This window comes from Acinetobacter sp. CIP-A165 (assembly GCF_000367985.1).
Classification (GTDB): domain Bacteria; phylum Pseudomonadota; class Gammaproteobacteria; order Pseudomonadales; family Moraxellaceae; genus Acinetobacter.
The window spans coordinates 139,194-161,131 of sequence record NZ_KB849206.1; the positions used below are offsets into that span (position 1 = coordinate 139,194).

Genomic DNA, 21,938 nt, shown 5'->3' on the forward strand with positions numbered 1-21,938 from the left:
CCTACTTATTTTTTAGTGACTGCTGCATCTGCATCAGGTTTAAAAGTTGCAATCGCTTTATTGATGTCACCACCATTACGCTGAACCGTAGCAGCAAACTGATTACGGAATTGCAAACCTAAGTCGATCCCCGCCACATTTACATTACGGATTTTCCATTGATCACCTTTATCAATCAACTGGAAAGATACAGGAATCTTTTCACCATTGTTTAAAAAGTCCAAAGTAACAACTGGATTTTTGCTGTTGCTGGCTTTATAAGGACGCATGGTATAGCTTTGATTTGTGTATTTAGCAAAGGCACTACCATAGTTTTCAATAATCACTTCGCGGAAGTTTTTCTCAAACTGAGCACGTTGCGCTGCATTGGTATGCTGATTATTGGCATAAGTTCCTAGCACGATACGCGTGAAAGCTTGTGAATCAACAAACGGATCAAGGTTTTGACGAATAATCGTATTAACTAATTGAGGATTATTTTGCAACTTTGCGTGATCTGCTTTTAATCGAGTAACCAAACCATCTGCTACACGTTTAACAAAATCAGGTGGCGTCTCTGTCGGAGCTGCAAAAGCTGTAGTTGCAAGCATAGCTGACAATACGCTTGCCGTTAGAGTTTGTTTCAATAATGTGTTCACTTTAAAAACTCCTAAATACGATTATTCAGCAAAAGATGGTTCGGCATCTGACTGTGTTGCTGAAGTTTCAGTGCCCGATGCAACTTTGCTCGCACCGCCACCCGTAATAAACTTACTGATTAAATCTTCTAGATCCATTGTGCCTTGGGTATTTGAAACCACATCACCACGTTTTAAGTAGTCCACGCCACCACCTGGAATAACTTTCAAATATTTTTCACCCAATAAACCATTGGTTGCTACCATTATATAAGCATCTTCATCGAGACTAGTAATGGAGGTCATGTTACTGATCAGTTGCTGTTCCATTGCTTTTTGTTTCGTCTCATCTGCTTGCTGATAATCAGAACTGTAGTGCAATTCTTCCAATGCATTTTGCTGCACGACTTTTAATTGTTCTGCATTAAAACTGGTGAGCTTACCATCTAAATCAAATTTGACGGTTGCTAGGCGCGAGACTGGATCAAGCGTAATAGATTCAACACGACCAATCGTTACACCACTCATGGTCACTTTTGCACGTGCTTTTAAACCATTTACGTTGTCAAATTGAGCCGTCATACTATAACTATCACGCAGGTTGGTACCTGCTAAGCCGCTGACTTTCATCGCAAGAAAAAATAAGGCAATACCGAAGACAATGACAAAAACACCAACGGCCAGCTCACTAATACGTGATTTCATTAAATCCCTCCGAACATGACCGCAGTCAACACGAAATCAAAACCTAATACACAAAGCGAAGAATATACGACTGTTCTGGTCATAGACGTCGCAATACCTTCGGGCGTTGGATCACAGGCATAACCTTGATACACCGCTACCCATGTACAAATTAGAGCGAAAACAATACTTTTAATAATACCATTTACAACATCGTGCCCAAACTGCACACTACTTTGCATACCGCCCCAGAATGAACCTTCATCCACACCAAGGAAATCGACGCCGACCATTTTGCCACCGATAATACCAATCGCAGCAAAAATCACAGTTAACATCGGCAAACTCACAATCCCCGCCCATAAGCGTGGTGATACAATCTGACGCAGTGGATCAACACCAATCATTTCCATGCTGGCGAGTTGCTCACTCTGTTTCATCGAGCCAATTTCAGCCGTCAAAGCCGAGCCTGCGCGTCCTGCAAATAATAACGCAGCAACCACGGGTGCAAGTTCACGCAGCAAAGTTAAAGACACCATCGTGCCTAAAATGGACTCACTACCGACATTGACCAAAATCGAGTAACCTTGCAAACCCAAGACCAAACCGATAAATAAACCAGAAACAGCAATGATCAATAAAGACATCACCCCGACACGATGCATCTGATAAATAAAACGTTGAAAACCACCTTTTGATGGCATCGAAAATAAAATTTGCAGGAGCATCAGTGACGCAGCACCAATCCCCTTTATTCGCTCAATAACGAGTCTACCTAACCAGGCAATCGTATTCATGGACGAACCTCGTTATCTAAATATGCTTGGTGAGTAAATTGATATTCGACAGGCCCCTCAACCGAACCTGTTAAAAACTGACGTACAAATGGTGAAGCATGTGTTTTTAATTGTTCAGGTGTACCTTCACCCTGAATTTTGCCTTCTGCAACCACATAAATGTAATCTGCAATCGACAAAGTCTCTGCCACATCATGAGAGACGATAATCGTTGTTAAATCTAATGCTTCTCGTAGTGAACGAATCAAACGCGTCAAAATCCCTTTCACGATCGGATCTTGGCCTGCAAAGGGTTCGTCATACATAATCAATTCAGGATCAAGTGCAATGGCACGTGCTAAAGCAACTCGGCGATTCATCCCGCCCGATAGTTCTGTAGGCATGAGTTGTTCAGCACCGCGTAATCCTACAGACTCAAGCTTTAATGCCACCAACTCTGCAATCAGGTGCTCAGGCAACTTGGTGTGTGCTCGAATCGGAAATGCAACATTTTCATACACAGACATATCTGTAAATAATGCACCACTTTGAAATAACATTCCCATACGTGCACGTGCAGCGAACAACTCAAGACGTGACATTGATGCAATATTTTTACCATCAAGTAAAACCTTACCTTGATCAGGACTAAGCTGTCCTCCAATCAAACGTAATAAAGTAGTTTTACCTGTACCAGATGGACCCATAATTGCTGTGATTTGACCACGTCGAATTTTAAGGCTGATATCGTCATAAATGACGCGGTCTCCTCGATTAAAGCTCAAGTTTCTAACTTCAATTAAGGCTTCAGCATCGAGAGGAGATTTGTTATTCATAATGGCATTCATTCCTGCACTTTTTATGCACGCATACTATACACCAAAAGATTAAATCGTTGTTTTTATTTTGATAAGGGATGTATCAAGATTATTTAGTTTATGTAGTTATTCTTTGAATCAACTTCGCTGGTCGTTTGGTGAAAATTTGCATTTAAACGATCGGGATTACTTTGATCAAAAACCGCATAGGCAAAAAATAAACCATTACACAGCATCATAATGACAAAAAGACACGGCAGTCCTTCATTACAGGTAAAAGACCATATTTGATTTAAAAAGCTGTTGTTTTGTTTCATCCTATTCATTTCTTATTCAAAGTTTGAACTAGTGCACATTTTTATTATTTTACATGACTATGCATAAATAAAAAAGCCAGTTTTTCAACTGGCTTCTTTTTTATCAATTAATAATCGTTTTTCCGACGACGGTCACCACCGAAGCCACCTTCACGCGGTGCTGCTGGGCGATCACCAAAATCACGTTTCGGACGATCTTCACCACCGAAAGTACGCTTAGGACGATCTTCACCACCAAAAGTACGTTTTGGACGATCTTCGCCACCGAAAGTACGCTTAGGACGGTCTTCACCACCGAAAGTACGTTTTGGACGATCATCACCACCAAAGCTACGTTTAGGACGGTCACCAAAACCACCTTCACGTGGAGCTGCTGGACGATCACCAAAATCACGCTTAGGACGGTCACCAAAACCACCCTCACGACGTGGTTTATAATCTACACGGTTACCACGGTTGTCATCATTTGATTCAAAACGCGGTTTATCATTAAAACCACCTTCACGACGTGGTGGACGATCACCAAAACCACCCTCACGGCGTGGTGGACGATCACCAAAATCACGCTTAGGACGATCATCTACAGCACCTTCACGGCGTGGACGATCTGAATTAAAGTCGCGGCGTGGACGATCTTCGCCACCGAAGCTACGTTGTGGACGATCACCAAACCCACCTTCACGGCGTGGTGGACGATCACCAAAATCACGCTTAGGACGATCATCACCATAAGATGGACGATCACCACGTGGTTTATCATCAAAGCTACGACGTGGACGGTCATCACCACCTTCACGACGTTTGAAGTTGCTTTCGCCTTCAAAACGACGACCGCCGCCACCATTGCCGCTACGACCACGACCAGCACCGCCACCGCCATTACCACTGCGACCGCGACCACCACCATCACGACCTGAACGAGCAGGAGGTGGAGATGGCTCTAAACCTTCAATTTCAGAAACACTTAAACGTGCATCTAAATAATCTTCTAAAGCACGGATTTTACCGCGTTCACGGTAAGTCGCTAAAGTAATTGCTTGACCTGAACGACCTGCACGACCTGTACGACCGATACGGTGTACATAGTCTTCATTTTTCATTGGTAAACCGAAGTTAATCACGTGAGAAATGGTTGGTACGTCTAAACCACGCGCTGCAACATCAGTTGCAACTAAGATTTTTGCACGACCTTCACGGATACTACGTAAACGACGGTTACGAACTGTTTGTGGCATTGCACCGTGCAACGCAACAACAGAGTGACCCGCTTCAGCTAACTCTTCAGCAAGCATATCGGTATCTTCTTGCGTGCTCGCAAATACAACTGCTTGATCTACTGATTCATCAGACAACCAATGCGTAAGTAATTTTTTCTTGTGCTCGAAACCATCAGTCCAATGCAATGTTTGAGTAACATCAGTATTGGTACTGTGACCCGTTTCGATTGCGATACGTACAGGGTTATTCATCATACGTTCAGCAAGACGAATAATACGATCTGCAAATGTCGCAGAGAACATTAATGTTTGTTTACGATTTGCAGCTAATTCACCAATTGCTTCTAGATCTTCAGAGAAACCTAGATCAAGCATACGGTCTGCTTCATCAACGATTAATGATTCAACTTTATCTAATTTAATTTGACGACGGTTAACAAGATCAAGCAAACGACCAGGCGTTGCAACGACAACTTGCGCACCTTTAAGCTGTTGAATTTGTTTACCAAAAGGCATACCGCCCATAATCGCAGCAATACGAACACCTTTCATGTGACGTACCAATGCAATCGCATCTTGACTTACTTGTTGTGCCAACTCACGAGTAGGAGAAATAACTAAAATCGTAGGTTGAGTCACTGCTTTCATACGGTCTTTAAAAGAAGCAAATGCTTCTTCGCCCGCTAAAGAGTTAAGTGTAGGCAATAAAAATGCTGCAGTTTTACCAGAACCTGTCTGGCTAGAAACTAATAAGTCTTTTCCTTCTAATGCAGCAGGAATTGCTTGTTCTTGTACAGGAGTTGGGGTAGTAAAACCTAAACCTTCAAGCGCTTGTTGTAAGGTTTCATGTAATGAAAATTCGGCAAAAGTTTTGCTCATAGAGAGTTTCACCCTTGTGGGTGCTCCATTTTAATAAATACAAAAAATAGACATCGGCAACAGGCGGCAAAGCGACTCAAGCTGAAAATAAATGAGATTCAGCGGCGATCCGAATAACGACGATGTGGACTAAACGCACGCTTGATTACTGCTTCAACCTGAAGAATCGCTAAGCGATTTGGGCGCAAGATGTGGTCCTCTCTATGGACAGCGAGCGCAAAATATGAATAGAACAGAATGTTCAGGTAATGAACTGGAATTTCAGTGCGTGGGCGGAGTATAGCAGAAAGTTTAAGAATGTCACGCTTTTTAATTGTTTTTCCTATTAAGTTGTCTTTATTTATCGCCTAACAAGCTACTTTTCAATAAAAATAAGCCATTTATCAGTTATTTAATTAATATACCTTATATGCTTTATTTATCAATAAATACTTAGCATCGTGTTTTCAACACCACTTTAACTTTTTGAGCGACCCGTTCAGGCTTCTCGTCTGTCAGAATAATTCGACAATCCAGCTTAGAATATAGCTCAAAGCGCGCTCTAATTTTTAGTTCTTCTTTTTCAATAACAAGATTCAAATATGTTCGGTTCATCTGCCTAGTTAAAACCTCTTTCACACACGTCTCCAAATCCAATGAAGGCAAAAATAGGAAAGTAAAAATATGGTTTTCTATTTCATCTTTTACTTTTATATAGTTTTGATCAATATCGTTTGGATAAGTCATAAATCCCGATGAGCACACAATGATTGTTATTCTATTCGCATGATATTTTGCTCGGAGCGTTAAAAATAACTGAAAATTACGCACTGCATACTTGTTATAGCCATGCTCCACAATGTATTTAGAAATGTCCCCTTCAATTTTCATAAAATACTCATCTAAATCATAACAATCAAATCCCGACTGAAATGCGAGTAATTTTGCTGTTGTCGTCTTGCCAACTCCACCGGGACCAATAAAATAGATCAGCAATTTATTTAACCTTATTTTCCAATCTCGCATAAAAAAGCCCTCAAAATTTGAGGGCTTTCCAGAAATTCGAATTATTTTGCAGCAACACCCCAAGCAGGAACAACTGCTTGCATCAATGGTTTTAACATTTTCAATGAACAAGCAATCACTTGACCATTTTCAAATGAATCATTACCACCACGAGCATCAACCATCGCACCGCCCGCTTCTTTCACAATCAACTCACCCGCAGCAATATCCCACGGTTTCAAGCCTAGCTCAAAGAAACCATCAAAACGACCCGCTGCAACATAAGCTAAATCTAAAGCAGCAGAACCTGCACGACGAATTTGTGCACCCGCTTTAGTCACAGCCAATAATGAAGCAAAATGCTGTTCGGCATACGAAACGATTTCTCCATCACGTTGTGCACGGAATGGATGACCAACAGCAAGCGAGGTATTTTCTAAAGTTTCACTTGTATTCACACGGATACGACGTTGATTCATGACCGCGCCGCGACCGCGACTTGCAGAGAACAATTCATCACGTACTGGATCGTAGATCACACCGTGTTGCGTTACACCTTTGTGTTGTACAGCAATAGAAATACAGAAATGCGGGAAACCATTAATGAAGTTTTGTGTGCCATCTAAAGGATCAATAACCCAACACCAATCAGCGTCGTGTCCTTTACCTTCTTGAAATCCAAACTCTTCACCATGAAAACTATGGTTTTTATAACTTTTACGGAGAGTATCGATAGTAAGTTGTTCCAAGTAACGGTCAACACGCGTCACTGGACCATCAATGCCTTTATCTTCAACTTGTAAATCGAGTTTATGACGATTTTGATGTGCCTTTAAAAGCTCTTGACCAACTGTTTGAGCCGCACGCGCAGCCATAACCACCATAGGTTCCATTGAACACCCACTACAAATTTCGAAGATTTTGACAAAGAATAATGCATAAAAGCGCCCGCATTCTATCAAATCTGAGCACTTTTAGGGAAAAAATGTTGCTAAAAATTATTTCACACTCACATATAACCCATATGTAATCGTTACTATAAAAATAAATGCTTATAAATCATAAATAGGTCATAGATTCTTGCCAAGCTCTCATCCATGTTCAGGATAAGCCTTCGGCTGGACTTACTTTGTTTTTGCACAAAGTAAGCAAAAGCATGTGTTGGACTGACGGTACGTACATCCCTGCCGCAGTCCAACAGACGGCATGGATGCCGCCACACGATAGTACAGACGACTTAGATCATCAGATGCTAAATTATACTAACCCAAATTGCTCAATTGACTTAAAAATACCAGACGCATCTAAGCCACAGTCTTGCAACATTTGTTGATGGGAAGCTTGAAGCAAAAATGCATCTGGCAGACCCAAATTCAAGATTGGTTTAACAATTTTAGCGTGTGCCAAAAATTCATTTACTGCACTACCCGCACCTGCCATCACAGCATGCTCCTCAACCGTGACAAAAAGCTGTGTGTTATCAGCTAAATCACGAATCATTTGTTCATCAAGCGGTTTAACAAAACGCATATTGATGACACGGATACCGATTGGATATTTATTTGCAAATAGCTCTGCGGCTTGAACTGAAGCTGTTACTCGACTACCAAAAGCCAAAATACTGATCTGTTGCGATGCATTGACATTAAATTCAGCTACGATCTCGGCTTTACCAATCTCTAAAGCAGTCATTTTCTCTTGAATATCGACACCCACACCTGCACCACGTGGATAACGTACCGCAGTCGGTCCATTATACAAATAGGCGGTATGTAGCATTTGTCGACATTCATTTTCATCTTTTGGTGCCATGATCACCATATTCGGTACAGTGCGCATAAAGGCATAATCGTATGCACCAGCATGCGTTGGACCATCTTCACCGACTAAACCTGCACGATCAATACCAAAAGTCACATCTAAATTTTGTAAAGCAACATCATGGATCAATTGATCATAACCACGTTGCAAAAAGGTTGAATAAATTGCAACGACTGGTTTTAAACCTTCACACGCCATACCTGCTGCTAATGTCACAGCATGTTGTTCTGCAATTGCGACATCAAAAAAACGTTCAGGATATTGCTGGGCAAATTTCACCATGCCCGATCCTTCACACATCGCTGGAGTAATCGCCAATAAACGCTCATCTTGCGCTGCTTCATCGCACAACCACTGCCCAAATACATCTGAATATTTAGGAGGTGATTTTTTTATTGGTGCAGATGCTGCTGGTGCAATTTTAGTAATCGCGTGATAGGTAATTGGATCGGCTTCTGCAGGTGCAAAACCTTTGCCTTTTTTAGTATAAACGTGAACTAAACGCGGACCTTTTCGTTTTTTTAATGCATGGAACACTTGCGCGAGTTGCTCGACATCATGACCATCAAATGGGCCAAAATAGTCAAAACCAATCGCTTTAAATAAATTATCTGCTGCATCAGTTGCGGATTGATGTAAGCGTGAGTTGTAGGTCCATTTCGGATGTGGCTGAATATAGGCTTCACCTAACTCATTCACATTGACGAACTGACCCGACTCCCAAATCGCGGCTAAGTGTTTGGCAAAACCACCCGTACTGCATGAAATCGACATGTCATTGTCATTGAGGACCACAATTAAATCAGCATCATGAGCTACTGCATCGTTCATAGCTTCAAATGCCATACCCGCTGTCATTGCACCATCACCCACAATCGCCACTACATCACATGGATCTTTTTGGTATCGACGAGCCAGTGCCATCCCCAAACCAGCAGAAATTGCCGTCGATGAATGTCCTACGCCAAAGGTATCAAATTCAGATTCTTCTCGCGCTGGAAAAGCGGCTAAGCCATTTTTACTGCGAATTGTTGTGATTTGCTCACGGCGACCAGTTAAAACTTTATGCGGATAAGCTTGATGCCCCACATCCCAAACCAAACGGTCACTTGGCGTATTAAAGCAATAATGTAAGGCAACAGTAAGTTCAATGACGCCTAGGTTTGCGCCGAAGTGACCACCACTCTGTCCTGCTGCATACAAAATATATTGACGTAACTCATCCGCCACTTGTGCGAGTTGGCTTTGCGCGAGCTGTCGTAACTGTTGTGGATGATCAATTTCATCTAACAGTACCGTCACAGGACGTTGAGTTGGAATTTCGGTATACAACATAATGTGGCAAAGCCTTTTTAAGCCTGGCAAATCCGAAGCTGGGTTAAATGGGGGCAATCATACAATTAAATAGGATCTACCTTCAATCAGCCACATGTGCGAATGATGCAGTGCTGAACACTCTTATGCCAATCTAAAAGACTGACTCGCAGATTATCCTGAATTATGTCACTGTTTATCAACCATTATTGTGTGCTTTCTATGAAAAAGAAAAACTTATGTGAAAAATCAGAAATTCCGATTCACGCAATCTTCACACATTAAGCTATACTTTGATTGTTTTTATGATACGAGTGAGCTCTCTGTGCCGATTGAATTTATTGCAACATCAAAGCTACCAACTGCTTTTGGTGACTTCAATATTTCTGTGTTTCAAGATCCTGAAACGGGCGAAGAACATGTGGCGCTTTCGAAAGGTTTAGATACGACTCCAACACAACCAGTGTTAGTCCGTATCCATTCAGAATGCTTAACAGGTGATGCTTTCGCGTCGCTCAAATGTGATTGTGGCCCACAATTACAAGCCACACAACAGTTGATTAATGAGACAGGTCAAGGCGTGATTTTATATCTACGCCAAGAAGGTCGCGGGATTGGTTTAACCAATAAAATCCGTGCCTATGCCTTACAAGATCAAGGTCATGATACCGTTGATGCTAACTTATTATTAAACCTGCCTGCCGATGCACGTCGTTATGATATGTGCAGCATCATGCTGGATCACCTTCAAGTCAAAGAAGTGAAATTGATCACCAATAATCCTTTAAAATTAAAAGCATTGACTGATCTTGGTGTTAAAGTGATTGAGCGTGTTCCGCTGACGGTTGGACACAATCCATTCAATGAACAATATTTAAAAACCAAACGTGAACGTATGGATCATCTTTACCAAAAAGATGATTTTTAAATCATATATTATAAAAAATAAAAATCCCTTACTTTTATTATGGATTTATGTTTTGATGTTACTAATTCCTAGATCACCTCAAGAGGATCATCATGCAGCATCCAACTTCAGCTGATATTCAACGTGTACGCGAGTTTTTACTCGATCTACAAGCACGAATTTGTGCAGGACTAGAGCAACAGGAACGTGCAGGCGGCGGAACCGCTGAGTTTATCATTGATGATTGGCAACGAACCGAAGGTGGCGGTGGTCGCTCACGAGTTTTGCAGAATGGTGAAGTGATTGAAAAAGGTGGTGTGATGTTCTCCCACATCAATATCAGTAAACTCCCCGCCTCAGCAACTGAACGTCACCCACAAATCGCAGGTGCAAAGGCTCAGGCTTTAGGCGTGTCACTGGTCATTCACCCGAAAAATCCAAATATCCCAACCTCACACGCCAACGTACGCTTATTTGTGGCTGAGCCAGAAGGGCAAGATCCTGTTTGGTGGTTTGGTGGTGGCTTTGACCTCACACCGTTCTATCCAGATGATCAAGACATTCAAAACTGGCATCAAACAGCACATGATCTATGTCAACCATTTGGCGATGAGGTGTATGCCGAACACAAGCAATGGTGTGATGATTACTTCTACTTAAAACATCGTGATGAACAGCGTGGTGTCGGTGGCTTATTCTTTGATGATCTCAACCAATGGGATTTCGAAACTTGTTTTAAATATATGCAAGCCGTAGGTAATGGTTATTTAGAAGCGATCTTACCGATTTTTGAAAAGCATCGTGAGCAGCCTTATACCGAAGCGCAACGTGAATTCCAACTATATCGCCGTGGTCGTTATGTTGAATATAATTTAGTTTATGATCGTGGCACTTTATTCGGCCTACAAACAGGTGGAAGGATTGAATCCATCTTAGTCAGTTTACCGAATCTTGCAGGTTGGTCTTATCGCCCTGAGTGGGATGCAGATTCGATCGAAAAACGCCTCACTGATTATTATTTAAAACCAAGAGATTGGTTGGGATTAAACAAGTAATAAAGTTCATTTATCCCTAATAAACTCCGTTAGGGATAAATTATTTAAACTTTAGAATAAAAATATCTGGGTATTTTTAATAGGATAATTGATTAAATCTGCTCTAAAATTTCGCATCAATTCTCGGCTCAAGGGCTGAGGTCGCTTGATCAAAGTCATCAATAACTGTAAAAATTGCCCATGACTCAATACGACTAAGTTCTTTTCTATATAATCATCAGCCAATTGCTTTATTTGCTCATGAAAATTCTGTACTCGGATATAAAGATCTTCGAAGGATTCTGCATCATCCGCATCACGAAAATGGCAATCCATTCTCTCCCAATATGCATTCACCCAAAGCTTACGATCACCTAAATTGGTATTGGCACATTTTCTTTCAGACAAATAACTAAACTCATGTAAACTCTCATTGATCTCTGGTATTAGTTGATATTTTTGCAAGATGGGTTCTGCTGTCTGATAAGTTCTCTGGTATTTAGAAATGATGACATGATCTATTCGAGGCAATGCTGCGCAGAGCTTTTCTGCTTGTCTTTTGCCATTTTCACTCAACGAAATCGAAGCATGGGATAAAGTCCGACCATTGATATTAGCTTCACTTTCTGCATGTCGAATTAGAAAAATACTCATGATAAAATTTAGCTTCCTTACTGTTCTACTCAATTAAGGCATTTCAACCTTAGATCATTTAATAATATCCATCAGATGCAAATCAACATTGCAGCATCTCTATCAACTTTATAAACTTTAACCACGCTCACTTTTCTCAATACCTATGACCAAACAATTTGCTGTAATTGGAAATCCAATCGAACAATCTCGCTCACCTGAACTACATCATGCTTTTGCAGCAAAAACTGGCGTTGATTTAAACTATAAAAAAATTCTTGCGCCTTTAGATGATTTTGAAACGACGACTAAGACATTCTTTACTCAAGGTGGCATCGGCATGAATGTCACCGTTCCTTTTAAAGAACAAGCTTTTGCATTGTGCGACCAACTCACAGAACGTGCCAAGATTGCAAAAGCAGTAAATACACTATGGATGCAGGATGGCAAACTCTACGGCGACAATACCGATGGTCAAGGGCTCGTTGCTGCGATCCAAGCACTTGGTTGGAATATTGAAAATAGCCGTATTTTAATTTTAGGGGCAGGTGGTGCAACGCGTGGTGTGATCTACCCATTGGTACAGGCAGGCACAAAAAAAATTGTTATTGCGAATCGTACCCTCATCCGCGCTGAACAACTGGTCAATGATTTAAAAGATGCAGTACCACAAGCTGAACTTACAGCAATTAGCCTAGAACAACTCTCTGGTGAGTTTGATTTTGTGATTAATGCAACTTCGGCAAGTTTAACAGGTGATACCTTACAACTACCCGAAAGCCTTGTGTTCCATCATGCTTATGAAATGGCTTATGGCAAGCCCTCTAGCTTTCTCGATCAAGCCCAAGCACGTCAAGTCCCATCCACTGATGGGTTTGGTATGCTGGTTGGACAAGCAATCGAAGCCTTTTATATTTGGAACGCAGTTAAACCTGAACTAAAAGATTTCTTATAAATCCATCTCCAAAAAAAGAACCTGCATGATGCAGGTTCTTTTTTGTGCTTTGAATTATTTAACCGTTAACATCTTTTGATAAACATCTTTAAAGATTTCATAATCAATAAACTCATCATGATCAACCTTTAAGTTTTGAATCGTCTTCAAGGTCAACTTGTTATGGCGTGCTGCCACATAAACTTGGCCTAAAATATTTGCAGTCTGCTCAAGTAAGATTTTTTCCTCACTTGAAGCACCATTCTCACGTTCAAATTGAACTTGGTACTGTTTAGCAAATAGCTGTTGTGGTTGCTTATATTGTGCTTGTAGTTTCTTCCATGCTTGGCGATCTTTATCTCCACGCATCGCATCACTGACAATACGATCTACCGATTCGCCCAACGGATAATTGAACTGCTCATCGTCTTCTAGATGATGTTTCTTTTGTAACGCTTCTATCGTTGTAAGTGCCGCACCTTGAGGGTTGTATACCTCTTCACTTGAATACCAATAGGCATACACACTGGCTATTTCTTGCAACTCTTTGGTTGAATAACGCTGTACAACCTGTGGTGTGCTTTCCGTTAATTTGGCTATAAATACAGCTTTGTAGGTTTGTTCATATGATCGGGTTGCATCATAACGTTGTGCAGCAATCACTTTAAGCTGATCATCCAATGACAATGTATATGGCTGTGCAGCGCGCTCTACAATCCCTGCCTGACCCATTTTTTCAGTGAATCGGTCAATTGATTGCTCAAACATCGATCCCTTACTCACTTCCGACCATGTTTTGGCACGTTTTAATTGCGCTCGATCAATCGGTGTTGCTTTTCCATAATTCAAAACTTGCATATCCGCTTTAAGGTTCACACGAGATCGCAATTCTGGAGAAGTATAATTTAGATCATAGTCATAGTTAATCGCACGCCCTTTTTCATCTAAACTAATATCAATAAGGAATGGATTACGTTTATCTACAGGCAATGCTTGATTAATCTCAGTCTGATGCTTGATCCAGAGTGCTTTGAAGGCATGATCATCAATAAACTGAGCTTGGTTATAAACAGAGAATAACTCTTCCAAAGCGCTTAATTTCGCAATATAAGAAATTAGACCTGAAGCGCTTGATTGCGTTGGATTGAATACATCAACACCATGCATACTTTGGCAATATTGTGCATCGCCATAGGTGATTTTTGGATTTGATGATAAAGAATCACACTGCTCACGACTTAAACCACTTTCATAAGCAGCTTCCACATCAGACTCAGAACCATAGCCGCTTTCCGCTGCCGCCATTACGGCTTCGAGATTTTCTTCAGCAGTCGCATCACTGGTGTCATATTTATTTTCCCATGCAACGGCTTGTGTTGCTTCCGCCGCTGCCATTGCTTCCAAAGCGGCAGCAGACGCATCCTCAGAAGCAGAGTCATAGGCATCAGCTTCATCCTCAACACCAAAATGTTGATTCACCAATTGATAAAGCTGCTGACTCACCACACTCGCATCATCAGATGAAGTTTTGGTATTTTTTGTAGAAGATGCTTTTTTAGACTTACTTTGAGCATCAACTTCATCTGCGATCAGTTTTTCTAAGCTCTGTTCATTCATATTTAAAATGCTTTGCATTAAATATTTTTCATTCACTTTGCTATATAAACTCGATTGCAAAAATGCTTCTTCAATCGTTGTTTTTAAGCGAATTTTTTCAACGACACCTGCCGCACGTTCTGCTGATGACACTGGCAAAGCTTGTATATTTTGCTGATCTGCCAAACGATAAAACACGCCACTCGATGCTTTGAGGTATTCCACAAACTTCTTGTAATCAACTTGCTTGATCAAACCTTGATACTTTGAAAAATCGAAATATGCCAAATTATTCTGATTTTCTTTATTAACCAAATACGGCATAAATCCAAAATAATTGACGTAAAACTTATGGTCGTTAAGATCGAGTACCATCGGTACTTTCGCCTGCACCAACAAGGTAGGTTTTTCATAACGCGCGGTTAGATTAAATGAACCCATTTTTTGACGATAATGCACTGAACCATCATATTCAAATTGCATATCATTCAAAATCATTGCCATGGACTGAATGACTTTATCCACTTTGGTTTGACCATATGAACTCTTGTCTTGTGCCAGTGCATCATACAAGGCTTGTTTCTGCTTGCTATTTAAATTGACTTTTTGATCTCTTAAATATTGCTCAACTTTTTGTTTTAATGCTGCATCTAATGGCGCTTGTGGACGAGTAGCAGCCTTATTTTGATCTAACTCAACATGAACATTAAATTTTCCGCGATAATCATAACTTGGGTATTCATACATCGCATTAATACTATTGATGGCCTTTTGCTCTAAACCAGCCGTACTTGTATTGGTTTTAATGACATGTTGTGAACATGCTGAAAGACTCAACCCCAACAAACATAAAGTTAAATATTTTAAACGCATAGTTTTACCAACCACCTTTATATCATTATACTTTCAACTAAAAATTGACCCATTTTCATCATAAACATACGTCTAAAACTCAAACAAAAAAGGGACTTCCACCTTAATCACTGTTCTTCAAAATTCGCTTTTCTGACATTTTTTTCTAGTGGGCTTATCAATGTATTTGTGTCACTATTGTGAATAATCTAGAGTATCGAAACAGATAATCCAAAATGATTCAAATACAGGATTAAGATTATGCCAGCTTATAAAGCCCCGCTCCGCGATGTTCGTTTCTTAATGAACGAAATGTTAGATTATCCAGCACATTACCAAACTTTAGCAAGTGGTCAAAATGCTGATGCTGAAACTGTTGATATGATTCTTGAAGGTGCGGCAGATTATTGCGAAAACGTACTTTCTCCACTCAATCAATCAGGCGATGAAGAAGGCTGTACGTTCAACAATGGTGAAGTCACAACCCCTAAAGGCTTCAAAGAAGCATATGACCAATTCGTCATGGGTGGTTGGCAAGGTCTTTCATATCCTGAAGAGTTTGGTGGTCAAGGCTTACCAATGTCTTTAAACCTAATCAAATCTGAAATGATGGGGACTGCAAACTGGTCTTTCACCATGTATCCAGGTTTGAGTACTGGTTGTATGAACACCATCATGCAATTTGGTACAGATGAGCAAAAAAATACCTATATGCCTAAACTGGTTGAAGGAACTTGGTCTGGTACGATGTGCTTGACTGAACCTCAATGTGGTACAGATTTAGGTCAAGTTAAAACTAAAGCAGAACCTCAAGAAGATGGGACTTATAAGCTTTCTGGTACTAAGATCTTCATCTCTGCAGGTGAGCACGATTTAACAGAAAACATTATTCACATCGTACTTGCGCGTCTTCCAGATGCACCTGCAGGTACACGTGGTATCTCATTATTCATCGTACCTAAATTTATCCCAACTGCGGATGGTGGCGTAGGTGAACGCAATACTGTTTCTTGTGGTTCAATCGAACACAAAATGGGGATTAAAGCCTCTGCGACAGCAGTATTGAACTTTGATAATGCAACAGGTTACTTGATCGGTGAAGTGAATAAAGGTTTACATGCAATGTTTACCTTCATGAACACTGCACGTATTGGTACTGCGGTTCAAGGTGTTGCTCACGCTGAACTCTCTTTCCAAGGTGCTTTACCGTATGCAAAAGATCGTATGTCAATGCGCGCGCTTTCAGGTAAAAAAGAGCCTGAACGTGTAGCTGATGCGATTATTCACCATGCCGATGTACGTCGCTTGCTGTTGACGCAAAAAGCAATTGCGGAAGGTGGTCGTTCAATGATCTACCACGCAGCTAAACTTGCTGACAAAATGACAGATGCTATCGCAAATGGTGATCAAGCGGCTTATGAAGCACATGATGACAAACTTGGTTTCTATACCCCGATTTTAAAAGGCTTCTTGACTGAGCTCGGTTTAGAATCAGCAAATAATGGTATGCAAGTATTTGGTGGTCATGGCTATATCCGTGAATGGGGTATGGAGCAGATCGCACGTGATGCACGTATCTCAACCTTGTACGAAGGTACAACAGGTATTCAAGCACTTGATTTACTTGGTCGTAAAGTACTTTTAAGCTCGAAAGGTAAAGTTGTTCGTGACTATACTGCTGAAATCTTAAAATTCTGCGCAACACACGCGCGTAACAAGTACTTACGTCGTTTTGCTTGGGATTTGACTAAGCTTTGCGCACAGTGGAATACACTGACTGTTCGTATCATGCTTGCTGCACGTAAGGACCGTGACATCGTTTCTTCAGCTTCTGCTGACTTCTTGATGTTCTCTGGTTACGTGATGATGGCTTACTTCTGGGCGCAACAGGCTGTGGTTGCTTCTGAAAAATTAGAAGCGGGTAACGGTATCGAAACACCAGAATTCTATAAAGCAAAAATCAAAGTTGCTGATTTCTATTTTGACCGCTTGTTGCCACGTGCTCAAGGTCATGCAGAATCAATGGTATCGACTTCACGCACCTTGACTTCACTTGCACCAGAACACTTCAGCTTCGATTACTAATCGGATCTGTTAAAAAGAGCGCATATTGCGCTCTTTTTTATTCACTCTAATCTATTTTTTTAAAGACATAGGCTTTTTGGGGGAATGGATATTCTTTAAAGAACTTCCGATTTTCGCCATTATTCCCATTCCAAAGTTTATCTAAATTTAATACCAAATCTTGATTTTGGTTAATTTCATAATACAAGCTAATGTTGGCAGCATCACAACGAACCATAATTTCATTCAGTTCTTCATGCGCATACCATTGTACATGTTTACAGGTTTGCTCGATCTTGGCAACGTTCTGAGAAGAATCTGCACCTAAGCGACCAAAACTGGTATTGATCCAATACACTGAACCATCTTCCAATAGATTCAGAATATATTCCGCTTCTTTCTCGTGATTCACGCAACCCGCAAAAGCATCGGTACATGGAATACGAGCATGATAACGACCCACATAGGTCATACTGGTTTCAGAAGGCTCTGTTAAGTTACGCTTCCCCATACCTGAGTACGGTAAAGTTGCTTGTCCAGCAACTTTAGTTAATGGCACACCATCATCGGTAAATGAAGACGGCTCATCTGGTACAACACTTACCTCATCACTTGATTGCATCTGAATTTGTTTAGCGGATTCTGAATAATCACGATCACACGCAGTCAGACCGAAACTCAATACACATCCAACACTCACATACTGTAGTAACAACCACCTGAACTGCATATCCACAAATCTCTAACATCAACATCATTATCGACGAATCCAACAGGACTGCGCCCAATAGATCTAAAGAACATAGAATATGTTCATTCTCTATACTCAGATCAGGGACGCCTACCGACTGAAAGAACGACAATAAAACTGAATCATACGGTGACAAAGCAGTCTGCTTTAAGTCGGTGCATTTTAGGCGATACTGTTGGTTTTTCCAGCAGGATTTTACACAACGTAACTAATCTCTTATCTATTTAAACTTTAAAAAAAATATACCGCCCCTATTTCTTATTAAACAGCAATCAACAGATGAATATCTCTTTTATGCTGTCATTTCATTACGTTAAGGAGAAGAACTCGATGACCAATACTGGTTTATATCGCTCAAACCAAAAAAGCATGATCGCAGGTGTAATGGGCGGTATTGCTGAACGTTTTGGTTGGAACGCAAATTTATTACGCTTGATCTTTGTTGTGATCTCAATCCTCAGCGCCGCTTTTCCCGGTATTTTAGTGTATTTGATTCTATGGTTGGTCATTCCCAAGAGACAAACAGCATCTATAGAGCATGTACAACATTATCAGCAGCCTGTAAAAACAATTTATGATGATCAGAGTATGAAACGTTAATTCACTTTGCCACTTTTGGTCGCTACGGTTGGATACACCCCAAATACAACCGTAGCTTTTTTTATTAAAATTAAGGTAATGGTCGACCTAACTGTTGTTGCAAAGCAGCAATCATATCAGCACGACTGATCATTCCGATCAAACGTTGATTCTCAACCACTGGGATATAATTAAAAGACTTCTCCACAAAATAAGGTATGAGGTCTTGAATCGGTTGTAGTGGTTCAACGGTCACTACTCTACGACTCATAATTTGCCGAACATAATGCTGCCAAGAATTCCTTGGATCAGTCGCACTTTTAAACCACTCAACCACTTCATATAAAGCCAGTGTTCCGACAAGCCTTTCCTCATGATTAACCACAGGCAAGCTCATTATATTGACCGCTTTGAACTTATCTAATGCCTGATGAATATCATCATCCTCATGCAGCGTGATCACATCCCGACTCATAATATCTTGGCAAACGAAGCTATTTTACAAACGCCCATGTGCTCGTTGTTGCGCATCTAAGATGATTTTTTCTAAGTCGTATTGACTAATATCGAGTAATTCGGTGTGGTGCTCTAAAGCATATTCAATATCTTTGGGCTGAATTGACACTTTCTGCGTCGGTGTAGGGTCTTTGCTGCGTGCATTGACATGTGCTGTTATTGGATAATGTCGCCCAATTAAACGATTAAAAAACACTGCAAACAACAACAGTAAAATTGAATTTAATAAGACAGGATAAAGCACAAAGTAGAAGCCAAGACGATGAACTGCCTCTCCCCCCAATACAGCCGTGATCGCCACCGCCCCACTTGGCGGATGCAAAGAATCTGTCGTCATCATCACAAAAATCGCCAGACCCACTGCCACGCTAAATGCCGTGGTTAAATCTGGCAACCATTGCACACAAACAACGCCAATCACCCCAGACAACGTATTGCCGATAATTACATTCCAAGGTTGCGCCAACGGACTGTTTGGTAGAGCAAAAAGCAGTACCGAGGATGCACCCATCGGTGCGATATACCATGCATTCATCCCACCCAGTACATACCAACTCAGTAATGACGACACGGCCAAACCACATAATGCGCCAAAGCCTGAAAGCAAACGCTCTTTCAGCGGAAGGATTTTATAATTAGGTTTAAGAAAATTTAGCCAATCAGATTGAGTAAAGCTCACAATGCACCTTGCTGGAATCATGTCGAGTTTGATGGGTTGCGGCAGTATACACTTAAGCTTTTATAAGATACATTTTGGTTACATGTTAAAACATCAGACAGTGTCCTTCTCTAAAATCGACAACGTCCTCCTAAAATAAATCTCTTCGAATTAGACCAAAGCCTAATGTACTTAGGCCCAAAAACTTATTATGTAAAATTGAGAAAAATTCCTATTTATAATAAAAATAAATATCACACAGATTTTTATCAAAAAACTAAATACCACTTACAGCTCAAATACCATAAAATTCAAACGTTCAAAAACTGGGCAGGAATGCACTCCAGACTTTGTCTACCTACTTTCAGACTTACTTGGATGTATACATGGGCAATGAGTACACGGATTTAAAAAAAATTTACATGGATGATAGAAGTTAGCATTTACTATTGATTCGCTAAAAATATGGTTACTCTGTCACGTGAAATTGAGTGATAGATAACAGCACAAATAAGGATATTGTATGAATGTTCCTCACCTAGAAACACCAACCAATGCGATGCCGAAAGGCGTATTGCGCGGTTGGATTATCATTGCAATTGCAGCCTTGCTGTCATTCGGTCTATATGAAATTCTCCCCTATGATCAAAATGCCAATAAAGGCTTAAGTTTATTATTCTTTATTGGCATTTTATGGCTGACTGAAGCGATCCACATCACCATTACCGCGCTCTTGGTTCCTATTTTAGCCGTTTTGGTTGGTATGCCAAGCGTTGGTAGTAATGACGAAGTCAGTCCGATCACAACAGCCAAAGCACTCAGCACTTTCGCTGACCCCATTATTTTCCTCTTTTTTGGGGGTTTTGCTTTAGCAACTGCCTTACATGTGCAAAAGCTAGATCGTAAAATTGCCATGTGGGTCATTGCCTTGTCTCGAGGACATTTGGGGCTCGCAGTACTAGCAATCTGTATCGTCACCGCATTTTTATCGATGTGGATCTCAAATACAGCAACTGCGGCGATGATGCTCCCGCTTGCATTAGGCTTACTCTCCCATTTTGATGCAGCCAAAGAACGTAAAACGTTCGTATTTATTTTGCTTGGTATTGCCTATTCAGCCAATATCGGTGGTTTAGGCACCCTCGTCGGCTCACCTCCCAATGCCATTGCTGCCAAAGCACTAGGCTATGACTTCGCTGACTGGATGAAAATCGGCTTACCGATGATGTTGCTTCTTTTTCCAGCAATGTTAGTCAGCTTATATCTAGTTTTACGCCCTAAATTAAACCATCGTGTTGAATTCAAAGCTGAAACGATTCCTTGGAATCGGGATCGCATGCTCACTATGATCTTGTTTGTGGTGACAGCTTTGGGTTGGATCTTCGGCAAAAGTGTGAGTGAGCAGTTTGGAATTAGCCAACCTGATACATGGGTGGCGATTGCCGCTGCATGTATGGTGGTGATCTTAGGCATCGCGACATGGAAAGATATCTCGGATAACACCGATTGGGGCGTACTCATGCTATTCGGTGGTGGCTTGACGCTAAGTGCAGTTTTAAAAGACTCAGGTTCATCATTGGTACTCGGACAAACCCTCGCCAACGCCTTTGGTGGTGCGTCGCCATTCTTGGTGATTGTTGTTGTAGCTGCGTTTATTATTTTCTTAACAGAACTCACCAGCAATACTGCTTCTGCCGCGCTTTTGGTTCCAGTCTTTGCTGCAATTGCCGCGCAAATGGGGCTTCCAAAAGAAATCCTTGTATTGGTGATTGGTCTCGGTGCATCGTGTGCCTTCATGCTGCCTGTGGCAACACCACCAAATGCAATTGTATTTGGTACTGGGCATATTCAACAACGTGAAATGATGAAAGTTGGTTTCATCCTGAATGTATTATGTATTGCAGTGATTTCAATCTTCTTTTACTTATTCTTTCTTTAAATAAGTCCTAAGTTATTGCATTGATTCTCAAACTATCCGCAAAAAAAT

17 protein-coding genes and 1 pseudogene are annotated in these 21,938 nt (G+C 40.9%); 6 read left to right on the forward strand and 12 right to left on the reverse strand.

What is annotated here, in order from left to right; genetic code table 11:
* Window positions 1-5: 5 nt before the first annotated feature.
* The 8 genes from F991_RS14945 to dxs all read right to left on the reverse strand — a co-directional run bounded on the left by F991_RS14945 (window position 6) and on the right by dxs (window position 9,448).
* The gene (locus tag F991_RS14945; RefSeq protein ID WP_004673042.1) at window positions 6-638 is read right to left on the reverse strand and encodes an MlaC/ttg2D family ABC transporter substrate-binding protein; all 633 of its coding nucleotides are present in this window, start codon (window positions 636-638) and stop codon (window positions 6-8) included.
* A gap of 21 nt (window positions 639-659) precedes the next feature.
* Window positions 660-1,322 carry an outer membrane lipid asymmetry maintenance protein MlaD gene (locus F991_RS14950; protein WP_004673043.1) on the reverse strand — a complete coding sequence of 221 codons (663 nt, stop codon included), beginning with the start codon at window positions 1,320-1,322 and terminating at the stop codon, window positions 660-662.
* Window positions 1,322-2,098 (reverse strand): lipid asymmetry maintenance ABC transporter permease subunit MlaE, encoded by a 777-nt coding sequence (mlaE, locus tag F991_RS14955; protein WP_004673046.1) that lies wholly within the window; start codon window positions 2,096-2,098, stop codon window positions 1,322-1,324. Before mlaE ends, F991_RS14950 begins: the two co-directional genes overlap by 1 nt.
* On the reverse strand, window positions 2,095-2,913 hold the full coding sequence (locus F991_RS14960; RefSeq protein ID WP_004673048.1) for an ABC transporter ATP-binding protein: 819 nt from the start codon (window positions 2,911-2,913) through the stop codon (window positions 2,095-2,097). The genes mlaE and F991_RS14960 overlap by 4 nt, the downstream gene beginning before the upstream one ends.
* 406 nt (window positions 2,914-3,319) lie before the next feature.
* The gene (locus tag F991_RS14970) at window positions 3,320-5,308 is read right to left on the reverse strand and encodes a DEAD/DEAH box helicase (protein ID WP_004673051.1); all 1,989 of its coding nucleotides are present in this window, start codon (window positions 5,306-5,308) and stop codon (window positions 3,320-3,322) included.
* 432 nt (window positions 5,309-5,740) lie between these two features.
* Window positions 5,741-6,313, reverse strand: a complete 573-nt coding sequence (locus F991_RS14975) for a shikimate kinase (protein WP_004673052.1) — start codon at window positions 6,311-6,313, stop codon at window positions 5,741-5,743.
* Between the two features lie 41 nt (window positions 6,314-6,354).
* The gene (locus tag F991_RS14980; protein WP_004673055.1) at window positions 6,355-7,185 is read right to left on the reverse strand and encodes an inositol monophosphatase family protein; all 831 of its coding nucleotides are present in this window, start codon (window positions 7,183-7,185) and stop codon (window positions 6,355-6,357) included.
* A gap of 364 nt (window positions 7,186-7,549) precedes the next feature.
* The gene (dxs, locus tag F991_RS14985) at window positions 7,550-9,448 is read right to left on the reverse strand and encodes a 1-deoxy-D-xylulose-5-phosphate synthase (protein WP_004673057.1); all 1,899 of its coding nucleotides are present in this window, start codon (window positions 9,446-9,448) and stop codon (window positions 7,550-7,552) included.
* Between the two features lie 304 nt (window positions 9,449-9,752).
* On the opposite strand from dxs, the gene ribA reads away from it, so the two are divergent.
* Both ribA and hemF read left to right on the forward strand, forming a co-directional pair.
* On the forward strand, window positions 9,753-10,355 hold the full coding sequence (gene ribA, locus F991_RS14990; protein WP_004673058.1) for a GTP cyclohydrolase II: 603 nt from the start codon (window positions 9,753-9,755) through the stop codon (window positions 10,353-10,355).
* A gap of 92 nt (window positions 10,356-10,447) precedes the next feature.
* Complete coding sequence (hemF, locus tag F991_RS14995) at window positions 10,448-11,389, forward strand: oxygen-dependent coproporphyrinogen oxidase (protein ID WP_004673060.1); 942 nt, start codon at window positions 10,448-10,450, stop codon at window positions 11,387-11,389.
* A 51-nt stretch (window positions 11,390-11,440) separates the two neighbouring features.
* Here the strand turns inward: hemF and F991_RS15000 are convergent, their stop codons facing one another.
* Entirely contained in the window at window positions 11,441-12,022 is a 582-nt protein-coding gene (locus F991_RS15000) for a histidine phosphatase family protein (RefSeq protein ID WP_004673061.1), read from the reverse strand.
* A gap of 145 nt (window positions 12,023-12,167) precedes the next feature.
* Between F991_RS15000 and aroE the strand changes: the two genes are divergently transcribed.
* Complete coding sequence (gene aroE / locus F991_RS15005; RefSeq protein ID WP_004673062.1) at window positions 12,168-12,956, forward strand: shikimate dehydrogenase; 789 nt, start codon at window positions 12,168-12,170, stop codon at window positions 12,954-12,956.
* Window positions 12,957-13,010: 54 nt separating this feature from the next.
* Here aroE and F991_RS15010 read toward each other — a convergent pair whose 3' ends face one another.
* Window positions 13,011-15,404: a hypothetical protein gene (locus F991_RS15010; protein WP_004673063.1), complete on the reverse strand. Its 2,394-nt coding sequence runs from the start codon at window positions 15,402-15,404 to the stop codon at window positions 13,011-13,013.
* A gap of 240 nt (window positions 15,405-15,644) precedes the next feature.
* On the opposite strand from F991_RS15010, the gene F991_RS15015 reads away from it, so the two are divergent.
* On the forward strand, window positions 15,645-17,468 hold the full coding sequence (locus tag F991_RS15015; protein ID WP_004673064.1) for an acyl-CoA dehydrogenase C-terminal domain-containing protein: 1,824 nt from the start codon (window positions 15,645-15,647) through the stop codon (window positions 17,466-17,468).
* A 46-nt stretch (window positions 17,469-17,514) separates the two neighbouring features.
* On the opposite strand, the gene F991_RS15020 is transcribed toward F991_RS15015, so the two are convergent.
* Window positions 17,515-18,177, reverse strand: a complete 663-nt coding sequence (locus tag F991_RS15020; protein WP_004673065.1) for a hypothetical protein — start codon at window positions 18,175-18,177, stop codon at window positions 17,515-17,517.
* 351 nt (window positions 18,178-18,528) lie between these two features.
* Here F991_RS15020 and F991_RS15025 point away from each other — a divergent pair, with 351 nt between their 5' ends.
* Window positions 18,529-18,798 carry a PspC domain-containing protein gene (locus tag F991_RS15025; protein WP_004673066.1) on the forward strand — a complete coding sequence of 90 codons (270 nt, stop codon included), beginning with the start codon at window positions 18,529-18,531 and terminating at the stop codon, window positions 18,796-18,798.
* Window positions 18,799-18,868: 70 nt separating this feature from the next.
* Here the strand turns inward: F991_RS15025 and F991_RS15030 are convergent.
* Window positions 18,869-19,993, reverse strand: a pseudogene (locus tag F991_RS15030) (HPP family protein).
* Window positions 19,994-20,474: 481 nt separating this feature from the next.
* Between F991_RS15030 and F991_RS15035 the strand changes: the two are divergent.
* A complete protein-coding gene (locus tag F991_RS15035) occupies window positions 20,475-21,890 on the forward strand; it encodes an SLC13 family permease (protein ID WP_004673071.1) in 1,416 nt (471 codons plus the stop codon).
* Window positions 21,891-21,938 lie beyond the last annotated feature (48 nt).